18 protein-coding genes are annotated in these 21903 nt (G+C 56.9%); 7 read left to right on the top strand and 11 right to left on the bottom strand.

All coding sequences use genetic code 11. From position 1 onward, the window contains the following. Positions 1-35 precede the first annotated feature (35 nt). The 7 genes from ABI_RS18960 to ABI_RS18935 form a co-directional block, all read right to left on the bottom strand. Entirely contained in the window at positions 36-2090 is a 2055-nt protein-coding gene (locus ABI_RS18960; RefSeq protein WP_006274677.1) for an AIPR family protein, read from the bottom strand. Next, positions 2090-3073 (bottom strand): PD-(D/E)XK motif protein, encoded by a 984-nt coding sequence (locus tag ABI_RS18955; RefSeq protein ID WP_040309743.1) that lies wholly within the window; start codon positions 3071-3073, stop codon positions 2090-2092. Before ABI_RS18955 ends, ABI_RS18960 begins: the two co-directional genes overlap by 1 nt. Next, positions 3054-5804 (bottom strand): Z1 domain-containing protein, encoded by a 2751-nt coding sequence (locus ABI_RS18950; RefSeq protein ID WP_006274674.1) that lies wholly within the window; start codon positions 5802-5804, stop codon positions 3054-3056. Before ABI_RS18950 ends, ABI_RS18955 begins: the two co-directional genes overlap by 20 nt. After that, entirely contained in the window at positions 5797-7278 is a 1482-nt protein-coding gene (locus tag ABI_RS18945; protein ID WP_006274673.1) for an ATP-binding protein, read from the bottom strand. Before ABI_RS18945 ends, ABI_RS18950 begins: the two co-directional genes overlap by 8 nt. Then, a complete protein-coding gene (locus tag ABI_RS24590; RefSeq protein ID WP_083811569.1) occupies positions 7235-7696 on the bottom strand; it encodes a very short patch repair endonuclease in 462 nt (153 codons plus the stop codon). Before ABI_RS24590 ends, ABI_RS18945 begins: the two co-directional genes overlap by 44 nt. Positions 7697-7698: 2 nt before the next feature. After that, positions 7699-9372, bottom strand: coding sequence for a DNA cytosine methyltransferase (locus ABI_RS18940; protein ID WP_006274671.1), 1674 nt, complete (start codon positions 9370-9372; stop codon positions 7699-7701). 157 nt (positions 9373-9529) lie between these two features. Next, positions 9530-9781: a hypothetical protein gene (locus tag ABI_RS18935; protein WP_157139013.1), complete on the bottom strand. Its 252-nt coding sequence runs from the start codon at positions 9779-9781 to the stop codon at positions 9530-9532. A gap of 478 nt (positions 9782-10259) precedes the next feature. Here ABI_RS18935 and ABI_RS18930 point away from each other — a divergent pair, with 478 nt between their 5' ends. The 7 genes from ABI_RS18930 (at position 10260) to ABI_RS18900 (ending at position 18163) form a co-directional block, all read left to right on the top strand. Then, positions 10260-10547 (top strand): AbrB/MazE/SpoVT family DNA-binding domain-containing protein, encoded by a 288-nt coding sequence (locus ABI_RS18930; protein WP_006274669.1) that lies wholly within the window; start codon positions 10260-10262, stop codon positions 10545-10547. Then, positions 10534-10920: a type II toxin-antitoxin system VapC family toxin gene (locus tag ABI_RS18925; protein WP_006274668.1), complete on the top strand. Its 387-nt coding sequence runs from the start codon at positions 10534-10536 to the stop codon at positions 10918-10920. The genes ABI_RS18930 and ABI_RS18925 overlap by 14 nt, the downstream gene beginning before the upstream one ends. Before the next feature lie 126 nt (positions 10921-11046). Next, a complete protein-coding gene (gene prpB, locus ABI_RS18920; RefSeq protein WP_006274667.1) occupies positions 11047-11931 on the top strand; it encodes a methylisocitrate lyase in 885 nt (294 codons plus the stop codon). A 523-nt stretch (positions 11932-12454) separates the two neighbouring features. Then, positions 12455-13615 carry a bifunctional 2-methylcitrate synthase/citrate synthase gene (gene prpC / locus ABI_RS18915; RefSeq protein ID WP_006274665.1) on the top strand — a complete coding sequence of 387 codons (1161 nt, stop codon included), beginning with the start codon at positions 12455-12457 and terminating at the stop codon, positions 13613-13615. Beyond that, positions 13615-16200: a Fe/S-dependent 2-methylisocitrate dehydratase AcnD gene (acnD, locus tag ABI_RS18910; protein WP_006274664.1), complete on the top strand. Its 2586-nt coding sequence runs from the start codon at positions 13615-13617 to the stop codon at positions 16198-16200. Before prpC ends, acnD begins: the two co-directional genes overlap by 1 nt. Then, positions 16197-17357 carry a 2-methylaconitate cis-trans isomerase PrpF gene (gene prpF / locus ABI_RS18905; RefSeq protein WP_006274663.1) on the top strand — a complete coding sequence of 387 codons (1161 nt, stop codon included), beginning with the start codon at positions 16197-16199 and terminating at the stop codon, positions 17355-17357. The genes acnD and prpF overlap by 4 nt, the downstream gene beginning before the upstream one ends. A gap of 428 nt (positions 17358-17785) precedes the next feature. Continuing rightward, positions 17786-18163, top strand: a complete 378-nt coding sequence (locus ABI_RS18900; protein WP_006274662.1) for a GxxExxY protein — start codon at positions 17786-17788, stop codon at positions 18161-18163. 144 nt (positions 18164-18307) lie between these two features. Here the strand turns inward: ABI_RS18900 and ABI_RS18895 are convergent, their stop codons facing one another. Genes ABI_RS18895 through ABI_RS18880 form a run of 4 tightly spaced genes read right to left on the bottom strand, consistent with a single transcriptional unit; the run spans position 18308 to position 21818 of the window. Next, on the bottom strand, positions 18308-18772 hold the full coding sequence (locus tag ABI_RS18895; protein ID WP_006274661.1) for a CAP domain-containing protein: 465 nt from the start codon (positions 18770-18772) through the stop codon (positions 18308-18310). Between the two features lie 30 nt (positions 18773-18802). Then, positions 18803-19681, bottom strand: coding sequence for a 3-hydroxyisobutyrate dehydrogenase (mmsB, locus tag ABI_RS18890; protein ID WP_006274660.1), 879 nt, complete (start codon positions 19679-19681; stop codon positions 18803-18805). Beyond that, positions 19678-20706: an enoyl-CoA hydratase/isomerase family protein gene (locus ABI_RS18885; protein WP_006274659.1), complete on the bottom strand. Its 1029-nt coding sequence runs from the start codon at positions 20704-20706 to the stop codon at positions 19678-19680. Before ABI_RS18885 ends, mmsB begins: the two co-directional genes overlap by 4 nt. Then, on the bottom strand, positions 20703-21818 hold the full coding sequence (locus tag ABI_RS18880; protein ID WP_006274658.1) for an acyl-CoA dehydrogenase family protein: 1116 nt from the start codon (positions 21816-21818) through the stop codon (positions 20703-20705). The genes ABI_RS18885 and ABI_RS18880 overlap by 4 nt, the downstream gene beginning before the upstream one ends. Positions 21819-21903 lie beyond the last annotated feature (85 nt).

The raw sequence follows: 21903 nt of genomic DNA, 5'->3' as shown, positions 1-21903 counted from the left end.
AATATCGACATTTCGTATCACGTCCCCGCTTTTCCCTAAGGCGGTGGAAACTTTTCCAATATCAGCAGAAGTTGCTCGGCCTGCCGTTCCGTGGGTACTTTACGCGGGATTTGAGCAGCAAGTCCCAGCAGTTCTATCTCTTTTAGTGACAGCACCTTAGCGGCATCGGGCTTTGCCGCAATGCCTTTCCAAAACTCAGCACCCAGTTCGACGACTTGTGTCTGAGCTTCAATACCGGCATCCATTTTTTGTGACTTTTTACCCTCCCGGGCGTTTTCCTTTACAAGCTCGATGTCCGTCAGTTCGGCGAAAAAATCTCCATTCAGCATCTGCGCGCCTTGGTCGGCACTTGCAATGAGCTTTGTCCAGCAGCCTTCTCTCTTTGCCCATTCGGATATATTCGAAATGCCTTCGGGCGGGAATGTGATCGACATATTGACGAAACGCGCCAAGGTCGAAATAGCTTCACGCATGTAGTGGCTGATACGCTGCTTCTGCCACACTGCCTCGAAATTGATGCTCTGCTTTCTCGTGGTCGCGATGTGGCCAAGTAGTGCGAGGGTGTAGGCCACGATGTTAGCGCGATACCCACCATTATACCACGGCGCTTCTGACACAATTTTCTCTGTCGCCCTGAAAATTATACCGCGTGCTATTGCCTGCCTGTAATAGTGCTCACTAAACCTGCTGAAATCTGCTTTCCATTCGCCACTTATGCGGCGGGCGTACTGAGCAAAGTTCTTTTGAGAGCCCAGGTTGACGAATTTCGGATGCTCGTCCCAAACATTGTCGAATTTTGCGAGGTCAGTTTTGGTGAACATCTGCTCCTTCGGATATTCGGCCAAGAAACGCTTTTTTTCGCCCGTCGTAAGTTTGGCCTGCGCGTCCGAGAACTGCCCTCTGGCGCGTTCGTAGAACCACTTTGTTTCCCGCTGGGCGCCTGGCGCAGCTGGCGCCCAAAGGCGACGGGAGAATTTTTCCATCTGAATATGGAAGGGATGGTTGGCAAAAAAGTCAGCGGCGTTGACGCGGTTCTGAGTATTGGCATATTCGGAAATTTTTGGAACAATCGTCTCCGAAAGTTCTGGTTCCACTATAGAGAGTTTCATCTGAACGAAGACATTGTCCAGATTAGCCTTGTCCTTGCGTCGTGTATGGAACAGTGACGCCGTAGTCTGACCGCCGTTCACGATTTGAAGGTCGTTGATCTCCGTTACGACTTCCCCTTCAGCAGTCCGCTCAATCGTAACCTCCGTCGCAGTTGCCGTAATGCCATTGTTGTAAGCAAAGAACATCTCCGGATTTTGCATAATTGTTTCCCGGATGCCTTTATTGACGGACGCTCTTGCCTGCAAAAAGGAACGGACATTCTGTTCAAGCAGGCGTGCACTGTAGCGCGCGTAGAGGTCAGCGACCAAATTCCCTGGCATTACGAGGAGATAGGACCGGTAGGTTTGCGCGCTCAGATGTGCCGGCAGGCAGGGAATGCCATTGCCCCAAACCTCCTTCAGGTCGATTCTGATTGGTTCTTTCGCACCTTTTGACGTCCGCAGTCGATGCAGCCGAGTGATGTCCCAGATATGAAACGTGAGCGGCGTTTCGCCGATAATCTCGCTAACTTCAACCTTTTTGAAGGAATCCGTCAGGCGTCGTTCCGACAGCAGATAAACATTGATCCGCCCAAAGGTTTTACCCTGCTCGAATATTTGTCGGGCGAGGCCATAAACGGCTGACATTTCCTCCAACTGTTCATAATATTTCTTATCGACGCATTCCAGATAGAACTTCGAAACGCGTTTCAGCAACGTTTCCACCTCTTTCGAGGATAGAAGTTCTACGCTGGTGCGCCCCTTAAAGTCAGCAATGAACAGATCGATGCCAGCATCGTCGTTCATCCAGAAGCCATCAATTCGAACCCCTTTTGCATTTTCGTAGAAACAGAAGGTGAAGTCTTCGATTTGGCCAGCTTCAGACAGCTCTCGTTGGAATATGGCGAGAAATTCGCTCAGGCTATAATCGCTGTTGGCAGCAGCACCGGCCAAAATTTCCTGCCGGAAGTCGTTGTAGAATTCGTCCAAATCATCGCTCATTATGTCCCACTGCCCCAAATCGGAATCTTGGGCACCAGAAATGTCTGGGCTACATTCAGATCCAGTATGTATCTAACACGCGTAACACCTTGAGGTACATCGGCGCGAGTGATGGCTGGGAAACCATCCCGGACATCGTAACAGCGCACCCGACCTGTCTCGAACAGCGGCAGATCGTATTCCTTGCGTTCGACATAGCCCCCGGCCAGCAATCGGTCGCGGAAAAGCCGGGCTGTTTCGTCACTGAAGCGGGCCTCGGATCGCCGCACCAGGTCGTTCAGAGACATTCCCGACTCCGAACCATTGTCTTCAAATAGTTCGACAGCCAAAAGGTAAAGCGGTCGGTCCGAGACATCGAGTTGAAATTCGGACGATATTTTGACCCTGTCTCCAGTGGTGCCGCCAATCGATTTGACTTCAACGTACCCAACCGCAAACTGAAAATCCTGAGGTTTGTCGAGTGGGCCCTGCCAAGCAGCAACCACTTCCTGCTCAGGCCTGCCATAGTCATCAACCAAGACGTTGATAACCGTGATTTCGGCAAAGAACCCCCGAATTTCATCTGAACTCAGAAGATGTTTCCGGGCGAGAGACAAGAATTCTCTCCATCTGTCCAGATGGTTAAGAACGGACTGAACGGCTTGAGTTTCGCTCTCGACCCTTTCGGCGGCCTGTATAATCGCCAGGCACAACCTGTGAAACAGGTCGGCGTCTGTTGCTTTGTTCAGTGATATAATGAGGCCCCGATATTTGCCCCCGTCAACCGAGACCATGTCAATGTCGAGACCATTCACGCGAGGGCGGGCGTTCTTGAAGTCAGCCAAGTGGTCCTGATCAAGCTGGAACAGCAGCACTGGCAAACCATGACTGTCCTTGCCCCACCAAAAGGGGTGGGCAACGCCTTCGGCGCATTTTCTCCAGATATAACCTTGTACCGGCTTTGTAATGGCGTCCCAAGGTAAATCAGTCATCTTGATCTTCATCCTCTTCTGGAAGATCGTTTGCTTCTTTGGCGAGTTGACCAATCATCACCTTGTTAAGTACGTAATCGACTTGAACAAAGTCCCCAGTCGCAGGAAAGCTTACGCCAATCGCAGGAGCATTCTGAAGCAAAGAAACTGAGGGATCACTGCGGTCGTCACGCAGATCAATCAAGTGTAACATAAGTAATGGTCGGCCCCTCACGTTGACGTTTCGAAAGTCGAGATCGGTCGGTCCCTTTTTTCGATCATCATTTTCCCGCGCAAGTTTTTCGGCCATTGCTAATTCTTCGGCATTGAGGCCCACTCGTTCGTCGCCGGTACCAGCGACCCGCTGCTTGCCCGTAACAAAATAGCCCGGCCCCTCGTCAGAGCGCATCAGCTCTTTTTCGTCTTTAACTCCCGCGCCGCGATATTGTGCTACCATCTTAAAGTCATCAAAGTTTATGGGTTTTCCTTGCTCTTTTTTTAGCGTCATGAAGGCGATATCCCAAGTTGGGAATCGATCGCGTATGCGGCCAAGATATTTTCTCACCAATTCTTGGGTGTTGGCGTGGTGTGCGTGCCATCGAAATTTATTGAGAAACGCGTCAACCACATCCGCGTCGACGCCGCGCCAGACAGGGCATTCGATCTTTTGAACTCCCCCCCTGTATCGCAAGGACTTATACGCATCGCTGGACAATTCTGCGTACAGCCTCCCATACTCAGCTCGGTTTTCATCATGAACAGAGGGGTCGTTTGACAAAACAAACGTTTCCCTCAACATCCCATCGTAACTGACCTTAAATGTCCTCTCTTCGGCGTGCCGCATTTTGTTGACAGCAGTGACGAGCAGAGCGTCCGGATGTGATTGAACGAGCAGGCCGAAGTCCTTCGGCGACTTACCATATTGGCGCATTTGTTTGACGCGATCACGCAATTCTTCGGTAGCTTTTGCAATGTGCTGATACCAGCCAATTGACTCCGGGCTTAGGTAAATCCGGCAGACATCTTCATAGCCGGGTCGGTAGCCAAACCACCGGCCCATTTGCAACAACGTATCGTACATCTTTGTGTTGCGATACATATAGCTAACCGTCAGACCCTCGATTGTCAGCCCGCGGGACAGACTCAGTCCGCCGATTGCAATGGCTGTCAGACTTTCTTTTTTCTTGTCATATGCAGCATAGTCGAGCGCCTCGTCAGACTTGGAGCTGTTGACGACGAACAGACGAACAGCCTGCGCGGCGATATCAAGCTGCGAACAGACCTCTGCCCACGTTTCCGAAATATCCGAATATTCATGGTCAAAGACGTCTTTTAATGCGGCCATAAAGTGATTTTGCAGACACAGTTTTTCCGGCAGCGCGTAGTTGGTTCGAATGGCATCTGTCACGACCTTTACGTAGTCACTGACCAATGCACGTAAAGTTTGTTGCACGGCGACGAAGCGTGACGCATTGATCAGCATGGAGCAATGCTTGTGTGACTGCCCCCTGACATTGCGAATGGCTCTGGTGAGCACGAAGGTAAGCAAGGCTCTCTTAAGTGATCCTGGTAACTCTGAGAGAGAAATGCCCTTATTGTGCTTTAGAGGTATTATGTCCTCAGCATCGACAATTTCCCGAAGAAATGCCTCCGCACCAATATCGTCACCAAATATCTTCTCCGCTCCGAAATATGTCGTCGGCGCGTCCAGGCAATAAATGAAATCTCGGGGGAATAAGTCTTCAAGTGTTTCCGGGTCTCCATAGGCATCAGGATTTATAAAAATGTTAGCAAACGGAGTAGCCGTATAGCCGACATAACAGTTCTTTTTAAAAAGTTTCAGAATTTCTCTGATAAGCTTATTTGTCTGTGTCGGGTCAACATCATCTTTGTTGGTGTTTACAGAAGCGTTGTCCGCTTCGTCATCGATAAACAACATGGGAGCATCAGCAATTTGTTTCTGACCGGCGGACAGGTTGAAATCCTTGAGCCAGGCCATGATTTGCTTCAGCGTACTGACGTTCTTTTTAATAACGACGACTACGGGTTTGCTCCAGTCTTTCAATCCGCTGCCTGTGGTCCGTGAGCCCTTTTTGAAGTCATCAAGGATGGTTGTCAGAGTCACGGGTTGGGGATGCCCCGGATATAGCCCTACGCCGATTAGGCGTTTGTCCGCGGGGTCACTGGTTCGGCCGACAAAACCTTCATCGACACGCTCTTGGGTCTGTTTGCGCAAGTTATTGTGAATGCCGGCGACGATAACAATGAACTTGTATCCAGCATCAGCCGCGCGAGCGACCAAACCCAAGTAGTTAGCCGTTTTGCCCGACTGAACATGACCGATGACCAAGCCACGCCGACTCCATTGACCGTCATCTGCCGGGTCTTGGAGCAAGCCGAGGATGTTTTCGGTTACGATTTCCAGGTTGCTGACGACGGTTGAGTTCCAGTTGTTCTCGCGTAAATAGCTGGAATAGTTGCCAGTGTAGATGAGTGGGAAGTCCCGCTTTCTTACCCAGTCAGCATCGTGCTCGGCGGCCTGATCTACCAAGGAATGCCCCAACCCCATCCGCACATCGATGCTCAGAAGAGCTTCATCTACAGCTAAAGCAATATCACCTTTGCTCCCTTCAAAACCTAGCAACGGGGCGAGAGCGGTCGCGCGTACAGTTATCTCATCCACCGTTGGCGCATCAGATTGTCCGCTGGTGAAGGTACGAATCAGAGTTGAGACAAGCACATCGAAGTTGGCAGGTTTAGCCATTCGGAAATTCCTTATCGAGCCAGGCTGCCATTACGTCGTCCTGACCTTCCAGTAAACGTGTTGAGCGGATCACCCGCCGCAGGTGGTCCCTGTCCAGTGTTTTGCCGGGATCAATGATCGTCCTGACCTGATCAATCTTGGCAAAAATCACCTCGCAATCCTCTGTCGAGCCGGACGCGACATCTTGAGGTGCGGTGGAGTAATCAGCGTAAATCGCCTCGATGGGAATGGATATGCCTACGACACCCAGTATGCTTCTGAACTGAATTATCTGGTTTGGCGACAGTGACTGTTCAAAACCGGCAAACAAAGGGTGCTGACCGTTTGGCACATATCTCACGCCACCGCGGTCAGCGTACCGCGTCCACATTGGCATAACGTCTTTTTCGAACAGTTTTCTTCCGCGCCCGGTATGAACCACGGCACTTTGGTCGCTGATCCTGCCGATGATCTGCTTCAGCTTCTCGCGTACCTGCAGAGGCGGATGGGCGCGGGCCTTCTTGATATCAATCGTCCAAAATTCATCAAGACTCGCGGGAAAGTCGATCTGCACACGCGCCAGCTTTGTCGCCTCGCCTTTGGGAATCAGCCGGAACCAGTCGCCCCATGCCATAAGGCGGCCATTGCGGTATACGTATGCGCCTTGGTTGGACAAAAAATCGCTGCGACTTCTGTAAAAGTCATACTCGGTTCGGGTTAGCTTGCTATGATGCGGCAAAATGAAAGGATGGATTTCCACGTCCTGGCCGTTTACGTTCACTACTTCTGGTGGCTGGGGCGTCGTCGCAGGATTGCTGCGACAAAATGGATCAAACCCTTCGATTTTGTGGCCATTGACCCTTACAGAGACCTTTTTGAACTTGGGCACGTCGCCCGCTAAGTAGCGATGGAAGACTAGCGCAAGGTGATGGCCCAAGTGGGAAAGCTTCTCGCTGAGGACTCCTGACTTCTGACTTTCCGTCTGATGTTCCGTAAGGCGGTCGAGCGTCTGCCAGACGACAAGTGTTCCTTTGGTGCCCAATTGGTCAAACCACGGAACCAAGCGGCACTCATCCGGATCAAGGATCGAAATCCGCCAATGGTCGTCAGCCAGAACGTCCAAATCCCACTCCGCCCCGGCAAAGGAATCGCCGACTCGCGACACCACAGTCAGCTTACGACATTGAGAGAACGACGCGGTTTTCATTCCCAACCCAAATCGACCAAGGTCGGTCGGAGGTCGCTTGTCACGAGGATTTCTCGAGCCGTAGCGCATGGCCTCTATGAGGGTGGCTTCATCCATTCCGTCGCCGTTATCGACGATGGCCAGTGACGGGCGCGCCGCCTCTGCATGACACCAGACATCAATAGTTGTAGCCTTGGCTGCGATACTGTTGTCGACAACGTCGGCAACCGCCGTTTCCAGCGAATAGCCAAGATCGCGGAGAGATTCAGATAGGGCGGAGGCTCTCGGCGGCAGGTCCAGCTGTCTCAAAACGTTTCCCTTGGAGATCGACGCATATTTTATTCAGTGCCGTCAGCGGGTTTTGCTTAAGTTCGCACTCCCAAACCGTCAGCACCGACCACCCCGATTGTTCGAGAGACCTGCGAGTCGCGGTGTCACGTTCAACCGTACCAAGAAATTTTCTTTGCCAGAACTCTTTATTTGAACTCGGACACGCCGCGAAACGGCAATTGGCATGACGATGCCAGAAACAGCCGTGGACGAAGATAGCTGTCTTGTATTTTGGCAAAACGATATCTGGCTTTCCTGGGAGGTGGCCAAAATTCTTCCGGAAGCGGAATCCCGCCCGGTGCAACAGGGAGCGCAACAGGATCTCGGGTTTGGTGTCCTTGCCCTTAATCCGTGACATATTGAAACTGCGTTGTTCCGGTGAGTGAACGTCAACCATCCTTAATCCTTCAGCGCCACCTCTCTGGATATAAGGTCTGCGACAACGCCTGCTAGCTGGATGGCGAGAAAAGGCGGCACGGCGTTGCCGATCTGGTGGTATTGCTGCGTCCGGTTACCACAAAAAAAGTAATTATCTGGGAAGGTCTGCAACCTTGCAGCCTCCCTTACAGTCAGGCTCCGACATTGCATGGGATCGGGATGGATAAAAAAATGTCCGTCCTTTGCGATATGGGAGGTGACTGTCGACGACGGAGCGTCCCACATCTGGACCTTAAATCGGTCGTCGAAGCCCGCGGTTACAGTTTTGCCGGTTGTGGGATCGAACCTTACGTTGCGGTGATCGGGCAGTAGTTCTGCCGGCCAGTCGCTCAGCTTTGGACTGATGCGGTTTTGTTTCGCCCACCAAGCCACAAATATATACCTTACCAGATCGGATGGCATATGACTTCGCGCTTCGTGTTGCACGACGCCGCCGATGCGATCGTCCGTCAGCCAGCGGGAAAGGTCGCTTTGGCCAGGCCTTCGCGACTCTGACGGCACGAAGAATTCTGAGCCGCGTTCGAGGTCCAGGTGCCAGTATGCCAATTGCGTAACAGCCTTGGAGCAAAGCGAGGTCTTGCTGCCAAAGATCAGCTTGTGAGTCTCGCTTATGGTGTTGCGCCAGTGGTCGAAGGTCGTGTCATCTTTGGAAAGCCCACTTCGCAGTTGCGGCAAGTCACTTATCGCGTCTGACAAGGTGGCCTCATCGCGTGCTACAAGTGTTTTTGGCTGGCACTTAAAGTCGTCTCTCACGCCTAAAATGATAACGCGATGCCGCTTTTGCGGGATGCCATAATTTTCGGAGTGGATGAGGTAGTCATTGTCGGCTGGAGAGAAGAGGTCAGAAGGGGGCTGAATGAAAGAATACAAACGGTATTTCCGCGCACCCGGTCTGCCACAGGATTTTAAGAGCTCCAGCTTCGGGTCATCGCTCAGAGCCGCCCAAGGATCAGACAAGTCTTCCTTTATCTGATCAAAGACGCGCTTGTGCTTCAAATTGTGCTGCTCCGGAAGCTTGGCAGACAGGATACCCTTGACATTTTCCATAACGAAAACGGCAGGCTGATGAACGGCGACTATTCGGAGATATTCACGATACAGTACGTGCCGCTTATCGGCTCCGAAATCGGTGGCCTTCTTTTCCTTTATGGCCTCGAGTTCGGCTTCCGATTCCGAACTTCGCCCAGCGTTCCCAATTCCGGTCATCCGTGCGCGGCCCATCAGGGAGTAGGCTTGGCACGGTGGTCCGCCCAACAGAACCCAATCCGAGGCGCCGCCTAGACGTTCCGACAGTTTTTGATGAAGTTCAGTCTCTTCTACGATTCCGAGTTCCGCCTGCCAGACGTGATCATCGGCTGATTGCCATTTCGCGTGTTCCGAAAGGGTCTGAATGGAGCTTTTACGGCGAAGGACCTCGTAGTACTCGTCCGGCACGTCACCAGGCGCAAACTGGCGAAAAAAAGATCTAAGCCTGAGGGTCTGGACCGCAATTGGATCTTTTTCGATCGCCAGGCGACTTTCAAAACTCACATTACTTTGCTGAAATTCGGCAAAACGCGAAAACCCTTCGCTTAAACCGCCAGGTCCAGCAAAAATATCAATAAAAGGTATGTTCAACTTGGCCGTGTCATTCATTGCGCTTTCGATAGCGGGTTAGTCAATAATCGCCAAGTCCAAAATGCGTCCTTCTCGACCTCACGAGCCGGAACTACAAATCGTGTCGCAAGATTCCGCAAAGCCACGTTCTCCCGCGACGAAACGCGATCGAGTTAGCTATTCGCGAACGGATCACCTACTCGACGAGTAGGCAGACTCCAGCCACCACATGTTCACGGGCCCTTTTCGTGCTGCCATTCGCATCTACGGCCTCGAAAATTCGTTTTTCTAGATCCGCGCGGCGTGGATCGGATTGGCTCTTCCAAAGGGCCACCACAGCTTGGTCGTCAAGCCCATTAAGTCCCTGAAATTCAGCTACAGCGTTGGCTGCTTTTTCTTCGTCCGTGTAGTCATACAGACGGTCTGCTATATCAACAGAAACTGACATAAAAACTTGCTCCATTCGAAATGCAAAACATACCATTTTGCAGGGATTCACGCATCAAAAAAGTGTGATTTTCAGATGGCCAGACGGAGCTTTTCTCGAAATTCGGCGCGTGGTAATTTAGTGACGGCATACAGAAGCCTTAATTCCGAAAGGCCCAGAAGTCGCGCCGGGCACGCCCCGTCCATCGGCTATGATCCGCCGATATCGCCCACCTTTTACCGGGTACCTCGGTTGCCACAGCAACCGAAATGGGGTCAGTCACAATTACCGCCTTCGGGTAAGACACGCGATTAGTGCTCGAAGATCACACGCTTAGCCGGCTGCTGCGCCAGCTCTCTTGCAGAGCGCTACGCAGCCGGCTTCGCTACCGGGCGAGCTAAACCAAGTCATAGGACAGGGCCTGCCTCAATGACCTCGGCTTCTTGCAAGCATCGACAAAAGCGGCTATCTTACTTTCGTCTTACCTATGGAGACGTCCATGTCCGCCTTGCCGCATTTGCCCACATCCGTCACGACGACCGTCTCCACCAAGGGTCAGGTCATTCTCCCCAAAGCCATTCGCGATCTTCGTCAATGGAAGGCCGGGACGCGGCTGACGGTCGAAGAAACGCAGGACGGGGTGCTGCTGAGACAGGCGCCGCTATTTCCCACGACGCAGATAGACGACGTCTATGCCTGCCTGGCCTGGAACGGGGCACCCAAGTCCTTGGAAGATATGGATCAGGGCGTTCTGGCAGAAGCGAAGCGGCGGCATGCAGGCGATTGACACCAATGTCCTGGTTCGCTTCCTGACGGGCGATCATCCGGAACAATCTCAAAAGGCGCGCGCTTTTGTCGGTGGCCATGACGTTTTTGTCGCCACAACGGTCTTTCTCGAAAGCGAATGGGTTCTGCGCAGCGTCTACGACTTTTCCACGACGTCGATCTGCAAAGCTTTTCGAGGATTCGCCGGTCTTGCCCAGGTCACCGTCGAAAATCCGACCCTATTGGCTCAGGCCCTGGATCGAGCCGAAGCCGGCATGGATTTCGCCGACGCCCTGCATCTTGGAGCGGCGGCCCACTGCGATGCGATGGTGACGTTCGACCGTAAATTCATCAAGGCTGCCGCCGGTGGGCCATTCGACGTCATAGAGCCATGATGGGCACGTGTAAATTTTCAACGAACGTTGAATTGACCGCAGCTATGGTGTAGGCCTATATGTGGAATTGACTTGGATCGTATCAATCGATACGACCTGAGCAAAAAGCATAAGAGGAACCCAAAGATGGCTCTCGTTTCCGCCGGCCGCAAATTCCGTGACGCCCTGGCGGCGGAATCCCCGTTGCAGGTCATCGGCACCATCAATGCCAATCATGCCCTTCTGGCCAAACGCGCTGGGTATCGCGCCATCTATCTGTCCGGTGGCGGGGTCGCTGCCGGATCTTTGGGCATGCCGGATCTGGGGATCAATAACCTCGATGACGTGCTGATCGATGTCCGCCGCATCACCGATGTCTGCGACCTGCCGTTGATGGTCGATATCGACACCGGCTTCGGTCCGTCGGCCTTCAATATCGAACGCACCGTCAAGTCGCTGATCAAATTCGGCGCTGCCGCCTGCCATATCGAAGACCAGGTCGGGGCGAAACGCTGCGGTCACCGTCCCGGCAAGGAGATCGTCTCGACCGACGAGATGGTCGACCGGGTCAAGGCTGCGGCCGACGCCAAGACCGATCCGGATTTCTTTCTGATCGCCCGGACGGACGCCATCGCGGTTGACGGCGTCGACGCCGCCATCGAACGCGCGGTCAAATGCGTTGAGGCTGGGGCGGACGGGATCTTCGCCGAGGCCGCCTATGATCTGGACACCTATCGCCGGTTTGTCGATGCGGTGGGTGTGCCGGTTTTGGCCAACATCACCGAATTCGGCAAGACGCCTTTGTTCACGCGTGAGGAACTGGCCTCCGCGGGCGTGGCGATCCAGCTGTATCCGCTGTCGGCCTTCCGGGCGATGAACAAGGCGGCGGAAGCGGTCTATGAGGCTGTGCGCCGCGACGGCCATCAGAAGAACGTGCTCGAGACCATGCAGACGCGCGAAGAACTGTATGATCGGATTGGGTATTGGGATTTCGAGCACAAGCTGGACACGCTGTTCAGCGGACAGAAGTAAAAGGATTCAACCACGAACCACACGAACAGCACGAACTTCAGGATCATTCTGAACCCGCCGCGCAGCGGCAATTAAAGTAAAGGTGATCCACAGATTTCACAGATTACACAGATAAGGTTCGGCGCTTAATCTGTGAAATCTGTGTAATCTGTGGATCCACTAAAAGATGTTGCCGCTGCGCGGCGGGTGCCGGCAAACCTTGAAGATTGCGTTGCTCGTCGGATTTCGAGGACAAGTTAGACACGCTATTTAGCGGACAGAAATAAGAGGATTCAACCACGAACCACACGAACGGCACGAACTTCAGGATTGTTCTGAACCCGCCGCGCAGCGGCAACTCAAGTAAAGGTGATCCACAGATTTCACAGATTACACAGATTAGGTTCGGCGCTTAATCTGTGAAATCTGTGAAATCTGTGGACCTCTTAAAAGATGATGCTGCTACGCGGCGGGTGCAATCAAACCCTGAAGTTCGTGCTGTTCGTGTGGTTCGTGGTCAAAAAATAAAACAGGGAGCCACACCATGGACACTGCCGCCGAAACCCCCACCGCATTCAAGCCCAAGAAATCCGTCGCGCTTTCCGGCACGGTCGCCGGCAATACCGCGCTCTGCACCGTCGGGCGCACCGGCAATGACCTGGCCTATCGCGGCTACGATATCCTCGACCTGGCCGCTACGTCCGAGTTCGAGGAAATCGCCTTCCTCCTGGTCCACGGCAAGCTCCCCAACCGCACCGAACTGGACGCCTACAAGACCAAGCTGAAAAGCCTGCGCGGACTTCCCGCCAACCTCAAAACCGTCCTCGAAAGCCTGCCGCCGTCGGCCCACCCCATGGATGTCATGCGTACCGGCGTTTCGACCCTGGGCTGCCTGACGCCGGAGCGCGACGACCACAACCACCCCGGCGCGCGCGATATCGCCGACAAGCTGATGGCCAGCTTCGGCTCGATGCTGCTCTATTGGTACCACTTCAGCCATAACGGCCGCCGCATCGAGGTCGAAACCGACGACGACAGCATCGGCGGCCACTTCCTGCACCTGCTGCACGGCAAAAAGCCCAGCGAGTCCTGGGTGCGCGCCATGCACACCTCGCTGATCCTCTATGCCGAACATGAGTTCAACGCCTCGACCTTCGCCGCGCGGGTCGTTGCCGGCACCGGCTCTGATTTTTACAGCGCCATTGCCGGTGCCATCGGCGCGCTGCGCGGCCCGAAACACGGCGGCGCCAACGAATTCGCCTTCGACATCCAGAAGCGCTACGACACGCCCGACGAAGCCGAGGCCGATATCCGCCAAAGAGTCGCCGCCAAGGAGGTCGTTATCGGCTTCGGTCACCCCGTCTATACGGTCGGCGATCCGCGCAACGAAGCCATCAAGGCCGTCGCCAAGGCGTTGTCGGCCGAACAGCACAATATGAAGATGTTCAACATCGCCGAGCGGTTGGAAAGCGTGATGTGGGAGATCAAGAAGATGTTCCCCAATCTCGATTGGTTCAGCGCCGTCAGCTACCATATGATGGGCGTGCCGACCGCCATGTTCACGCCTCTGTTTGTTATCTCCCGCACCTCGGGTTGGTCGGCGCACGTTATCGAACAACGCCAGGACGGCAAGATCATCCGGCCCAATGCCAATTATACCGGCCCGGAAGATCGCCCCTTCGTGCCGCTCAACGACCGCCCGTAATGACCTATCGCAAGCCCCTCCCCGGCACCGATCTCGACTGGTTCGACGCCCGCGAAGCCGTCGACGCCATCACGCCGGGCGCGTACGCCACCCTGCCCTATACGTCGCGCGTTCATGCCGAAAACCTGGTCCGGCGCTGCGATCCCGCCATCCTGGAACGCAGCCTGCGGCAATTGATCGAACGGCGTCAGGACCATGACTTTCCGTGGTTCCCGGCGCGGGTCGTCTGCCACGACATCCTGGGGCAAACCGCCCTGGTCGACCTGGCCGGGTTGCGCGACGCCATCGCGGCCCAGGGCGGAGATCCGGCCCAGGTCAATCCGGTCGTGCCGACGCAGCTCATCGTCGACCATTCGCTGGCCGTGGAATACGGCGGCGACGTCAAGGACGCCTTCGCCCGCAACCGCGCCATCGAAGACCGCCGCAACGAGGACCGCTTCCACTTCATCGACTGGACGCGCAAGGCCTTTCGCAATGTCGAGGTCATCCCGCCCGGCAACGGCATCATGCACCAGATCAACCTGGAACGCATGTCGCCGGTGATACACGCCATCGACGGCATCGCCTTTCCCGATACTTTGGTGGGTACCGACAGCCATACCCCGCATGTCGATGCTTTGGGCGTCATCGCCATCGGAGTCGGCGGGCTGGAGGCCGAAAACGTCATGCTGGGCCGGGCGTCGTGGATGCGGTTGCCGGACATTATCGGTGTCGAACTGACCGGCCGCCCCGGCCCCGGCATCACCGCCACCGACGTGGTGCTGGCCCTGACCGAATTCCTGCGCAAGGAAAAGGTCGTCGGCGCCTATCTCGAATTCTTCGGCGAAGGGGCCGCGGCCCTGACCCTGGGCGACCGCGCCACCATCTCCAACATGACGCCGGAATTCGGCGCCACGGCGGCCATGTTCGCCATCGACCAGCAGACCCTCGACTACCTGACCCTAACCGGTCGCGCCGCCGAACAGGTGCGGCTGGTCGAAATCTATGCCAGGGCCGCCGGCCTGTGGGCGGACGCCTTGAAGACGGCGGTATATCCGCGCGTTCTGACGTTTGACCTGTCGAGCGTGGTCCGCACCATGGCCGGGCCGTCCAATCCGCATAAACGCCTGCCGACCTCGGACCTGGCGGCGCGCGGCATTGCCGGCGCCTGGGTCGATACCCCGGGCCATATGCCTGACGGCGCCGTCATCATCGCGGCGATCACCAGCTGCACCAACACCTCCAACCCGCGCAATGTTATCGCCGCCGGACTTCTGGCGCGCAATGCCAATGCCAAGGGGCTGATGCGCAAGCCGTGGGTCAAGTCGTCCCTGGCGCCGGGTTCCAAGGCGGTGCAGCTCTATCTCGAAGACGCCGGCTTATTGCCGGAGCTGGAAAAGCTGGGCTTTGGCATCGTCGCCTTTGCCTGTACCACCTGCAACGGCATGAGCGGCGCGCTGGATCCCGCCATCCAGCAGGAGATCATCGACCGCGATCTCTATGCCACCGCCGTTTTGTCGGGGAACCGCAATTTCGACGGCCGCATCCACCCCTATGCCAAACAGGCGTTTCTGGCCTCACCGCCCCTGGTGATCGCCTATGCCATCGCCGGTACCATCCGCTTCGACATCGAAAAGGATGTGCTGGGCTATGGGCCCGATGGCGCCGAAGTCCGGCTGATCGATATCTGGCCGGACGATGCCGAGATCGACGCCATCGTCGCCCAAAGCGTCAAGCCGGAGCAGTTCCGCAGCGTCTACGATCCGATGTTCAACTTCGCTGCCCGCGGCAAGCCCGTCGATCCGCTGTATGACTGGCGGCCGCAAAGCACCTATATCCGGCGCCCGCCGTATTGGGAGGGCGCCCTGGCCGGTGAACGCAGCCTGACCGGCATGCGGCCCTTGGCGGTGCTGCCTGACAACATCACCACCGACCATTTGTCGCCGTCCAACGCGATTTTGGCCGACAGCGCCGCCGGCGAATATCTGCTGCGCATGCAGGTGCCCGAAGAAGACTTCAACTCCTACGCCACCCACCGCGGCGACCACTTGACCGCCCAACGCGCCACCTTCGCCAACCCGACCCTGATGAACGAGATGGCTGTGGTCGATGGCGCGATCCAAAAGGGTTCGCTGACGCGATTGGAGCCCGACGGCCAGGTCATGCGGATGTGGGAAGCGATCGAAACCTATATGGAGCGCAAGCAGCCTTTGATCATCATCGCCGGCGCTGACTACGGCCAGGGCTCAAGCCGTGACTGGGCCGCCAAGGGCGTGCGCCTGGCCGGGGTCGAGGCCATCGCGGCTGAGGGTTTCGAGCGCATTCACCGCACCAATCTGATCGGCATGGGGGTCCTGCCGCTGGAGTTTTTGGCCGGCACGACGCGACAGTCGCTGGGCATCGACGGCACCGAGACCTATGATGTTCGTGGCGACCTGACACCCCGCGGTACAGTCACGCTGGTCATCCATCGTCGCTCGGGCGAGACCGTCGACGTGCCGGTCACCTGTCGGCTGGACACGGCCGAAGAGGTATCGATCTACGAGGCCGGCGGCGTGTTGCAACGCTTTGCCCGCGATTTCCTGGAACAGGCGAAGGTGGCATGACGGGACAGATTCGTATTCCGGCGACCTATATGCGCGGCGGCACCAGCAAGGGCGTCTTCTTCCGGCGCGAGGATTTGCCGGACGACGTCGAAGCGCGCGACCGGTTGCTGCTGCGGGTGATCGGCAGCCCCGACCCCTACGGCAAGCAGACCGATGGAATGGGCGGGGCGACCTCCTCGACGTCGAAAGTGGTCATCCTGGCGAAGAGCACGCGCTCAGCCCACGATGTCGACTACCTGTTCGGACAGGTGTCGATCGACAGCGCCTTCATTGACTGGAGCGGCAATTGCGGCAACCTGTCGGCAGCGGTCGGGCCGTTCGCCATTTCGAACGGCCTGGTCGGAGATGTACCCGCGGACGGCCTGTGCACGGTGCGCATCTGGCAAGCCAATATCGCCAAGACCATCATCGCCCATGTCCCGATGACCGCCGGCGAGGTGCAGGAAACCGGCGATTTCGAGCTGGACGGCGTGACCTTCCCGGCGGCTGAGATCCAGTTGGAATTCCTCGACCCGGCCGAAGACGGCGATGGGGGTTCCATGTTCCCGACCGGCAACCTGGTCGACGACCTGGAGGTGCCGGGCGTTGGCACCTTGAAGGCTACGATGATCAATGCCGGTATCCCGACCATCTTCGTCAATTCGGCGGATATCGGCTATGCCGGCACCGAGCTTCAGGACGCCATCAATAGCGATGCCGAAGCCTTGGCGCGGTTCGAGGCCATCCGGGCCTATGGCGCCCTGCGCATGGGCTTGATTGCCGACCTGTCCGAAGCCGCCAAGCGCCAGCACACGCCCAAGGTGGCCTTTGTGGCGCCACCGGCGGACTATGTCGCCTCCAGCGGCAAGGCGGTGGCAGCGGGCGATATCGACCTTTGTGTGCGGGCATTGTCGATGGGCAAGTTGCACCACGCCATAATGGGCACGGCGGCGGTGGCGATCGGCACGGCGGCGGCGGTTCCGGGCACCCTGGTCAACCTGGCTGCGGGCGGCGGCGAACGCACGTCCGTGCGCTTCGGCCATCCCTCGGGCACTTTGCGCGTTGGCGCGGAGGCTGTTCAGGTGGACGGCCAGTGGCAGGTCAAAAAAGCTCTGATGAGCCGCAGCGCCCGCGTGCTGATGGAAGGCTGGGTGCGGGTTCCTGTGGACCTCGTCTGATACCAACGGCTTTTCGATTCAGAGTCTCACGCGGAACAGCCGCTACAAATTTGATGATTCGTCGCGGATGGGGTGAGATCCTGGGCAGTGACAGCATGGGTTTGTTTTGCTCGGATCATAAAAAAAGAACTTCTGACCACGAACCACACGAACAGCACGAACTTCAGGACCTAACTGCTGACCATATTGCGGCACGTCTTATGCCAAGTGGGACTACGGATTTCAGGATAAGTCGGCCCGCCGCGCAACATTCCCATAATCTCAATGGCGCTTCGCGCCGTGGTCTGACCTCATGATTTCGCACAATAGTTTCAGTGATCCTGAAGTTCGTGTCTGTTCGTGTGGTTCGTGGTCAAAAATCTTTCTTGCAATCCGGTCCGGGCGATCAGAAAGTTTCTTAACCACGAACCACACGAACAGACACGAACATGGATGATGTGCTTTTCAGGGACGAAGTGTTTGCCATTCAGGGCGCCATCTTCGACGTCAATCGAGAGATGGGATCGGGCTTCCTTGAGGCGGTTTACCAGGAGTGCTTGGCGAAGGAGTTCGAACTTCGAAATATTCCTTTCTCGCAACACAAAACGGTCAGCCTCACCTACAAAGGTCAGGCGCTGACGCAAACCTATCAACCCGACTTTATTTGCTACGAGGCGATCATTCTCGAGTTGAAGGTATGTCAGGAAATTTCAAGCGCGCATCGCGCGCAGATACTGAATTATCTTAAAGCGACCAAACTCAGGCTCGGCTTACTCATAAATTTCGGAACACATCCAAAGGCCCAGATAGAACGATTTGTTCTTTAATGTTCGTGTCTGTTCGTATGGTTCGTGGTCAAAACCCTTTATTGCTGTCCGAGGCAAGATAAAGAGATTCCTGCCTCGGCATCATTGGCGCGCGACACACTGCGCCAGACTAGTGGCGTTTTTTTTCGCGTCGGATTTTTAGCCCTACCTATCTTTCGGCATCGGCCGGCCGAAGACCTGGGTCCAGTAGTGGCCGTACTTCACCTCACCGCCGTCATCCGGATTATAGGCGTGGCCGATGCCCGTCTCAGTATAGGCGCAGGTCAGGATGTTGGCGCGATGGCGCGGACTGTTCATCCACCCAATAACCGTCGCTTCCGGATCGACATATCCCGCACTGATATTTTCCCCCGCCATCAACCAGGTATATCCCGCCGCGGTAACCCGGTCGGCAGGCCTTCGCCGGTCGCGATCGACGTGGGAGAAAAAGTCCTCCTCGGCCATGGCTTCGCTATGGGCCAGGGCGACCGCCTCCAGGGTGCGGTTGACGGTCAGGGCCGGGCACCCGGCAATCTCTCTTTCGATATTGATGAAGGTGAGGACGTCATCGCGCGGGTCCGCAGCCACCGGGCCTGCCGTGATCACCATCAGGAACAAGAAACGCTTCATGTCCTGAGCATGGCACAGGACATGAGGTAATCAAGCCCCCCGCCGTATGCGCTCGATCATATACGAAAAATCCTGGCCAGCGTGGCCCTGGGCACATATGGCGTCATACAGGGCATGGGCCTTCGCGCCCAGCGGCGTATCGGCATTGGCCTGCGCCGCTGCCTGCATGGCCAGGGTCAGGTCCTTCAGCATTAGCGCCGACGCGAAGCCCGGCTGGTAATCGCGATTAGCCGGCGAGGACGGCACCGGTCCCGGCACCGGACAGTAGGCGGTCATGGACCAGTTCTGGCCCGAGGCCTTTGAGGCGATGTCGAAAAACACCTGGTCGTTCAGACCCAGCTTTTCGGCCAGGGCAAAGGCTTCGCAGGTGCCGATCATGGTGATGGCCAGTAGCATGTTGTTGCAGATCTTGGCCGCCTGCCCGGCCCCGGCCGCGCCGGCGTGGATCACCGCCTTACCCATGGGGTTGAGCACCACTTCGGCGCGCGCAAAGGCCTCTGCCGTGCCGCCGCACATAAAGGTCAGGGTACCGGCTTGGGCGCCCGCGACGCCGCCCGACACCGGCGCGTCGACCATGGCAAAGCCTTTTGCATCGGCCTGGGTGGCTACCTCGCGTGCCGTGGCGACGTCGATGGTCGAACAGTCGATCAAGATGGCGGTTTGGGGGACGGCGTCGAACACCTGGCTATAGACCGACACGACGTGCTGACCCGCCGGCAGCATGGTCACCACAGCTTCGGCGTCACGGCAGGCGTCGGTGACCGAAGATGCGACCACAGCGCCCGCAGCGACAGCCTGAGCGACCGCCTCGGTGCTGATGTCGAAGGCGCGGACCTCATGTCCGGCCTTGACCAGGTTGGCGGCCATGCCCGAGCCCATATGCCCCAGGCCGATAAAGGCGATCTTCATGACGATATATCCGGAAATTGCAGATCCATAGTTCCAAGCGATTGGAAGAATACCTCGATCGCGCCTTCGGTCAGTTCGGCAACCCAGTCCGGCGACTGATCCTTGTCTTCTATCACGGCACGCACGCCTTCGGAAAAGTCACGCGTCGAGGTGATGCGGCTGGCGATGCGGTATTCCATGCGCATGACATCTTCGAAACTGTCCAGCTTGCGGCCCTCGCGCAGTTGCCGCAGCGATACGGCCAGCGACTGCGGCGAACGTTTGGTGAGGATTTTCGCCTGCTCCCGCGCCCAGTCGTCGCCGCCATTCAGGGCAATCGAAATCGCTGTCATGGTGTCGTTGCCGAAGCATCGGTTGATCATGTCCACGTGCCTGGCATAGGCGGCCGGCGAAACCGTCTCGGCGTAACGTGTGACGACGTCCGCGCCATGGGCCAGCATATCGCCTTTGAGCGCCTCGATCCGGTCCATCGGAACGAAATGGGTGGCGATCCCGGCGGCCACGACATCGCTGCCACGCAGCTGCGCCCCCGTCAGGGCCAGCCAGGTGCCCAGTTCGCCTTCCAGCCGCGGCAGGAACCAGCCCCCGCCGACATCGGGAAACAGGCCAATGCCGGTTTCTGGCATGGCGAAGACCGTGCGTTCGGTGGCGATGCGGTGTGAGCCATGGACCGACAGCCCAACGCCGCCGCCCATGGTGATGCCGTCGATGATGGCGATATAGGGCTTGGGGAAGCGTTTGATGCGCACATTCATGGTGTATTCGACGGCGAAGAACTCGCGCGCCTCGACACCGTCGCCGCGGCCGGACTGGGCGACCTTGCGGATATCGCCGCCGGCGCAGAAGCCGCGCGTCCCGTCGGCGTGGTCGACCAGGACGGCGCGGACTTGCGGATCGTCTTGCCAGGCAATAAGGGCGGCATCGATGGCTGCGCACATTTCGGTCGTCAGGGCATGCAGTGCCTGGGGCCGGTTCAGAGTGATCCGGCCGACTCCCTTTTCAACCCGGATAATCACGTCGCTCATTTCAACATATCCCGGGCAATGATGACGCGCATGATCTCGTTGGTGCCTTCCAGGATCTGATGCACGCGTAGATCGCGGACGATGCGTTCGACGCCATAGTCATGGAGATAGCCATAGCCGCCGTGGATCTGCAGGGCGTCGTTGGCGATTTTCGAGCACGTGTCGGTGACAAAGCGCTTGGCCATGGCGCACCACCGCGTGGCGTCCGGGGTTTTGGCATCGAGTTTCGCCGCCGCTTCATACAGAAGTGTGCGCGACGCCGACAGTTCGGTTTCCATATCGGCCAGTTTGAACTGCGTCGCCTGGAAGGCATTGAGATGTTTGCCGAATTGCGAGCGTTCGCCGGCATAGGCGAGCGCACGGTCCAGCGCGTCCTGGGCGCCACCGAGACTGCAGGCGGCAACGTTGAGCCGGCCGCCGTCCAGGCCCTTCATGGCATATTTGAAACCATCGCCCGGCGTACCGAGCAGGTTATCCGCCGGAATGCACAGGTTGTCGAAGGTCACCTGTCGCGTTGGTTGGGCGTTCCAGCCCATCTTCTTTTCATTGGCGCCGAAGCTTAGGCCCGGCGTGTCCTTTACTACGAGAAACGTGGAAATGCCATCGTCGAGCCGCGCCATCACCACGTAAAGATCGGAAACACCGGCGCCGGAGATGAACTGTTTCGAGCCGTTGAGGACGAAGCTGTCGCCGTCACGCACGGCGCGGGTCTTCATCGAGGCGGCATCGGAACCGGAGCCCGGTTCGGTCAGGCAGTAGCTGGCAATGGTCTCCATCGTCGCCAGTTTCGGCACCCACTGCGCACGAAGGTCTGAGGAACCGAAGCTGTCGATCATCCAGGTACACATGTTGTGGATCGACAGAAACGCCGCCGTGGCGATGCAGCCGCGCGACAACTGTTCGAAGATGATAACGCCGTCGAGACGCGACAGGCCTGACCCGCCGTGTTCTTCGCCGGTGTAAATCGCGGCAAAGCCCAGGCCGGCGGCTTCGCGCATGACCTCGACGGGGAAGTGCTTGGTTTCATCCCACAGGCCGGCATAGGGGCGCAGCTTGTCGTAAGCAAACCGCTGCGCTGCCTCCTGGATCATCACCTGGTCGTCGTTGAGCATGTCCGTCCCTGTTTTTTACCCCTCTCCCCGTTCTTCACGGGGAGAGGTTAGGGTGAGGGGCATGCCCGGTTTCCGGTGCATGAAT

Origin of the sequence: Asticcacaulis biprosthecium C19 (genome assembly GCF_000204015.1) — a bacterium.
Taxonomy (GTDB): Bacteria; Pseudomonadota; Alphaproteobacteria; order Caulobacterales; family Caulobacteraceae; genus Asticcacaulis; species Asticcacaulis biprosthecius.
This window is presented reverse-complemented; position numbering and strand designations above follow the sequence as displayed.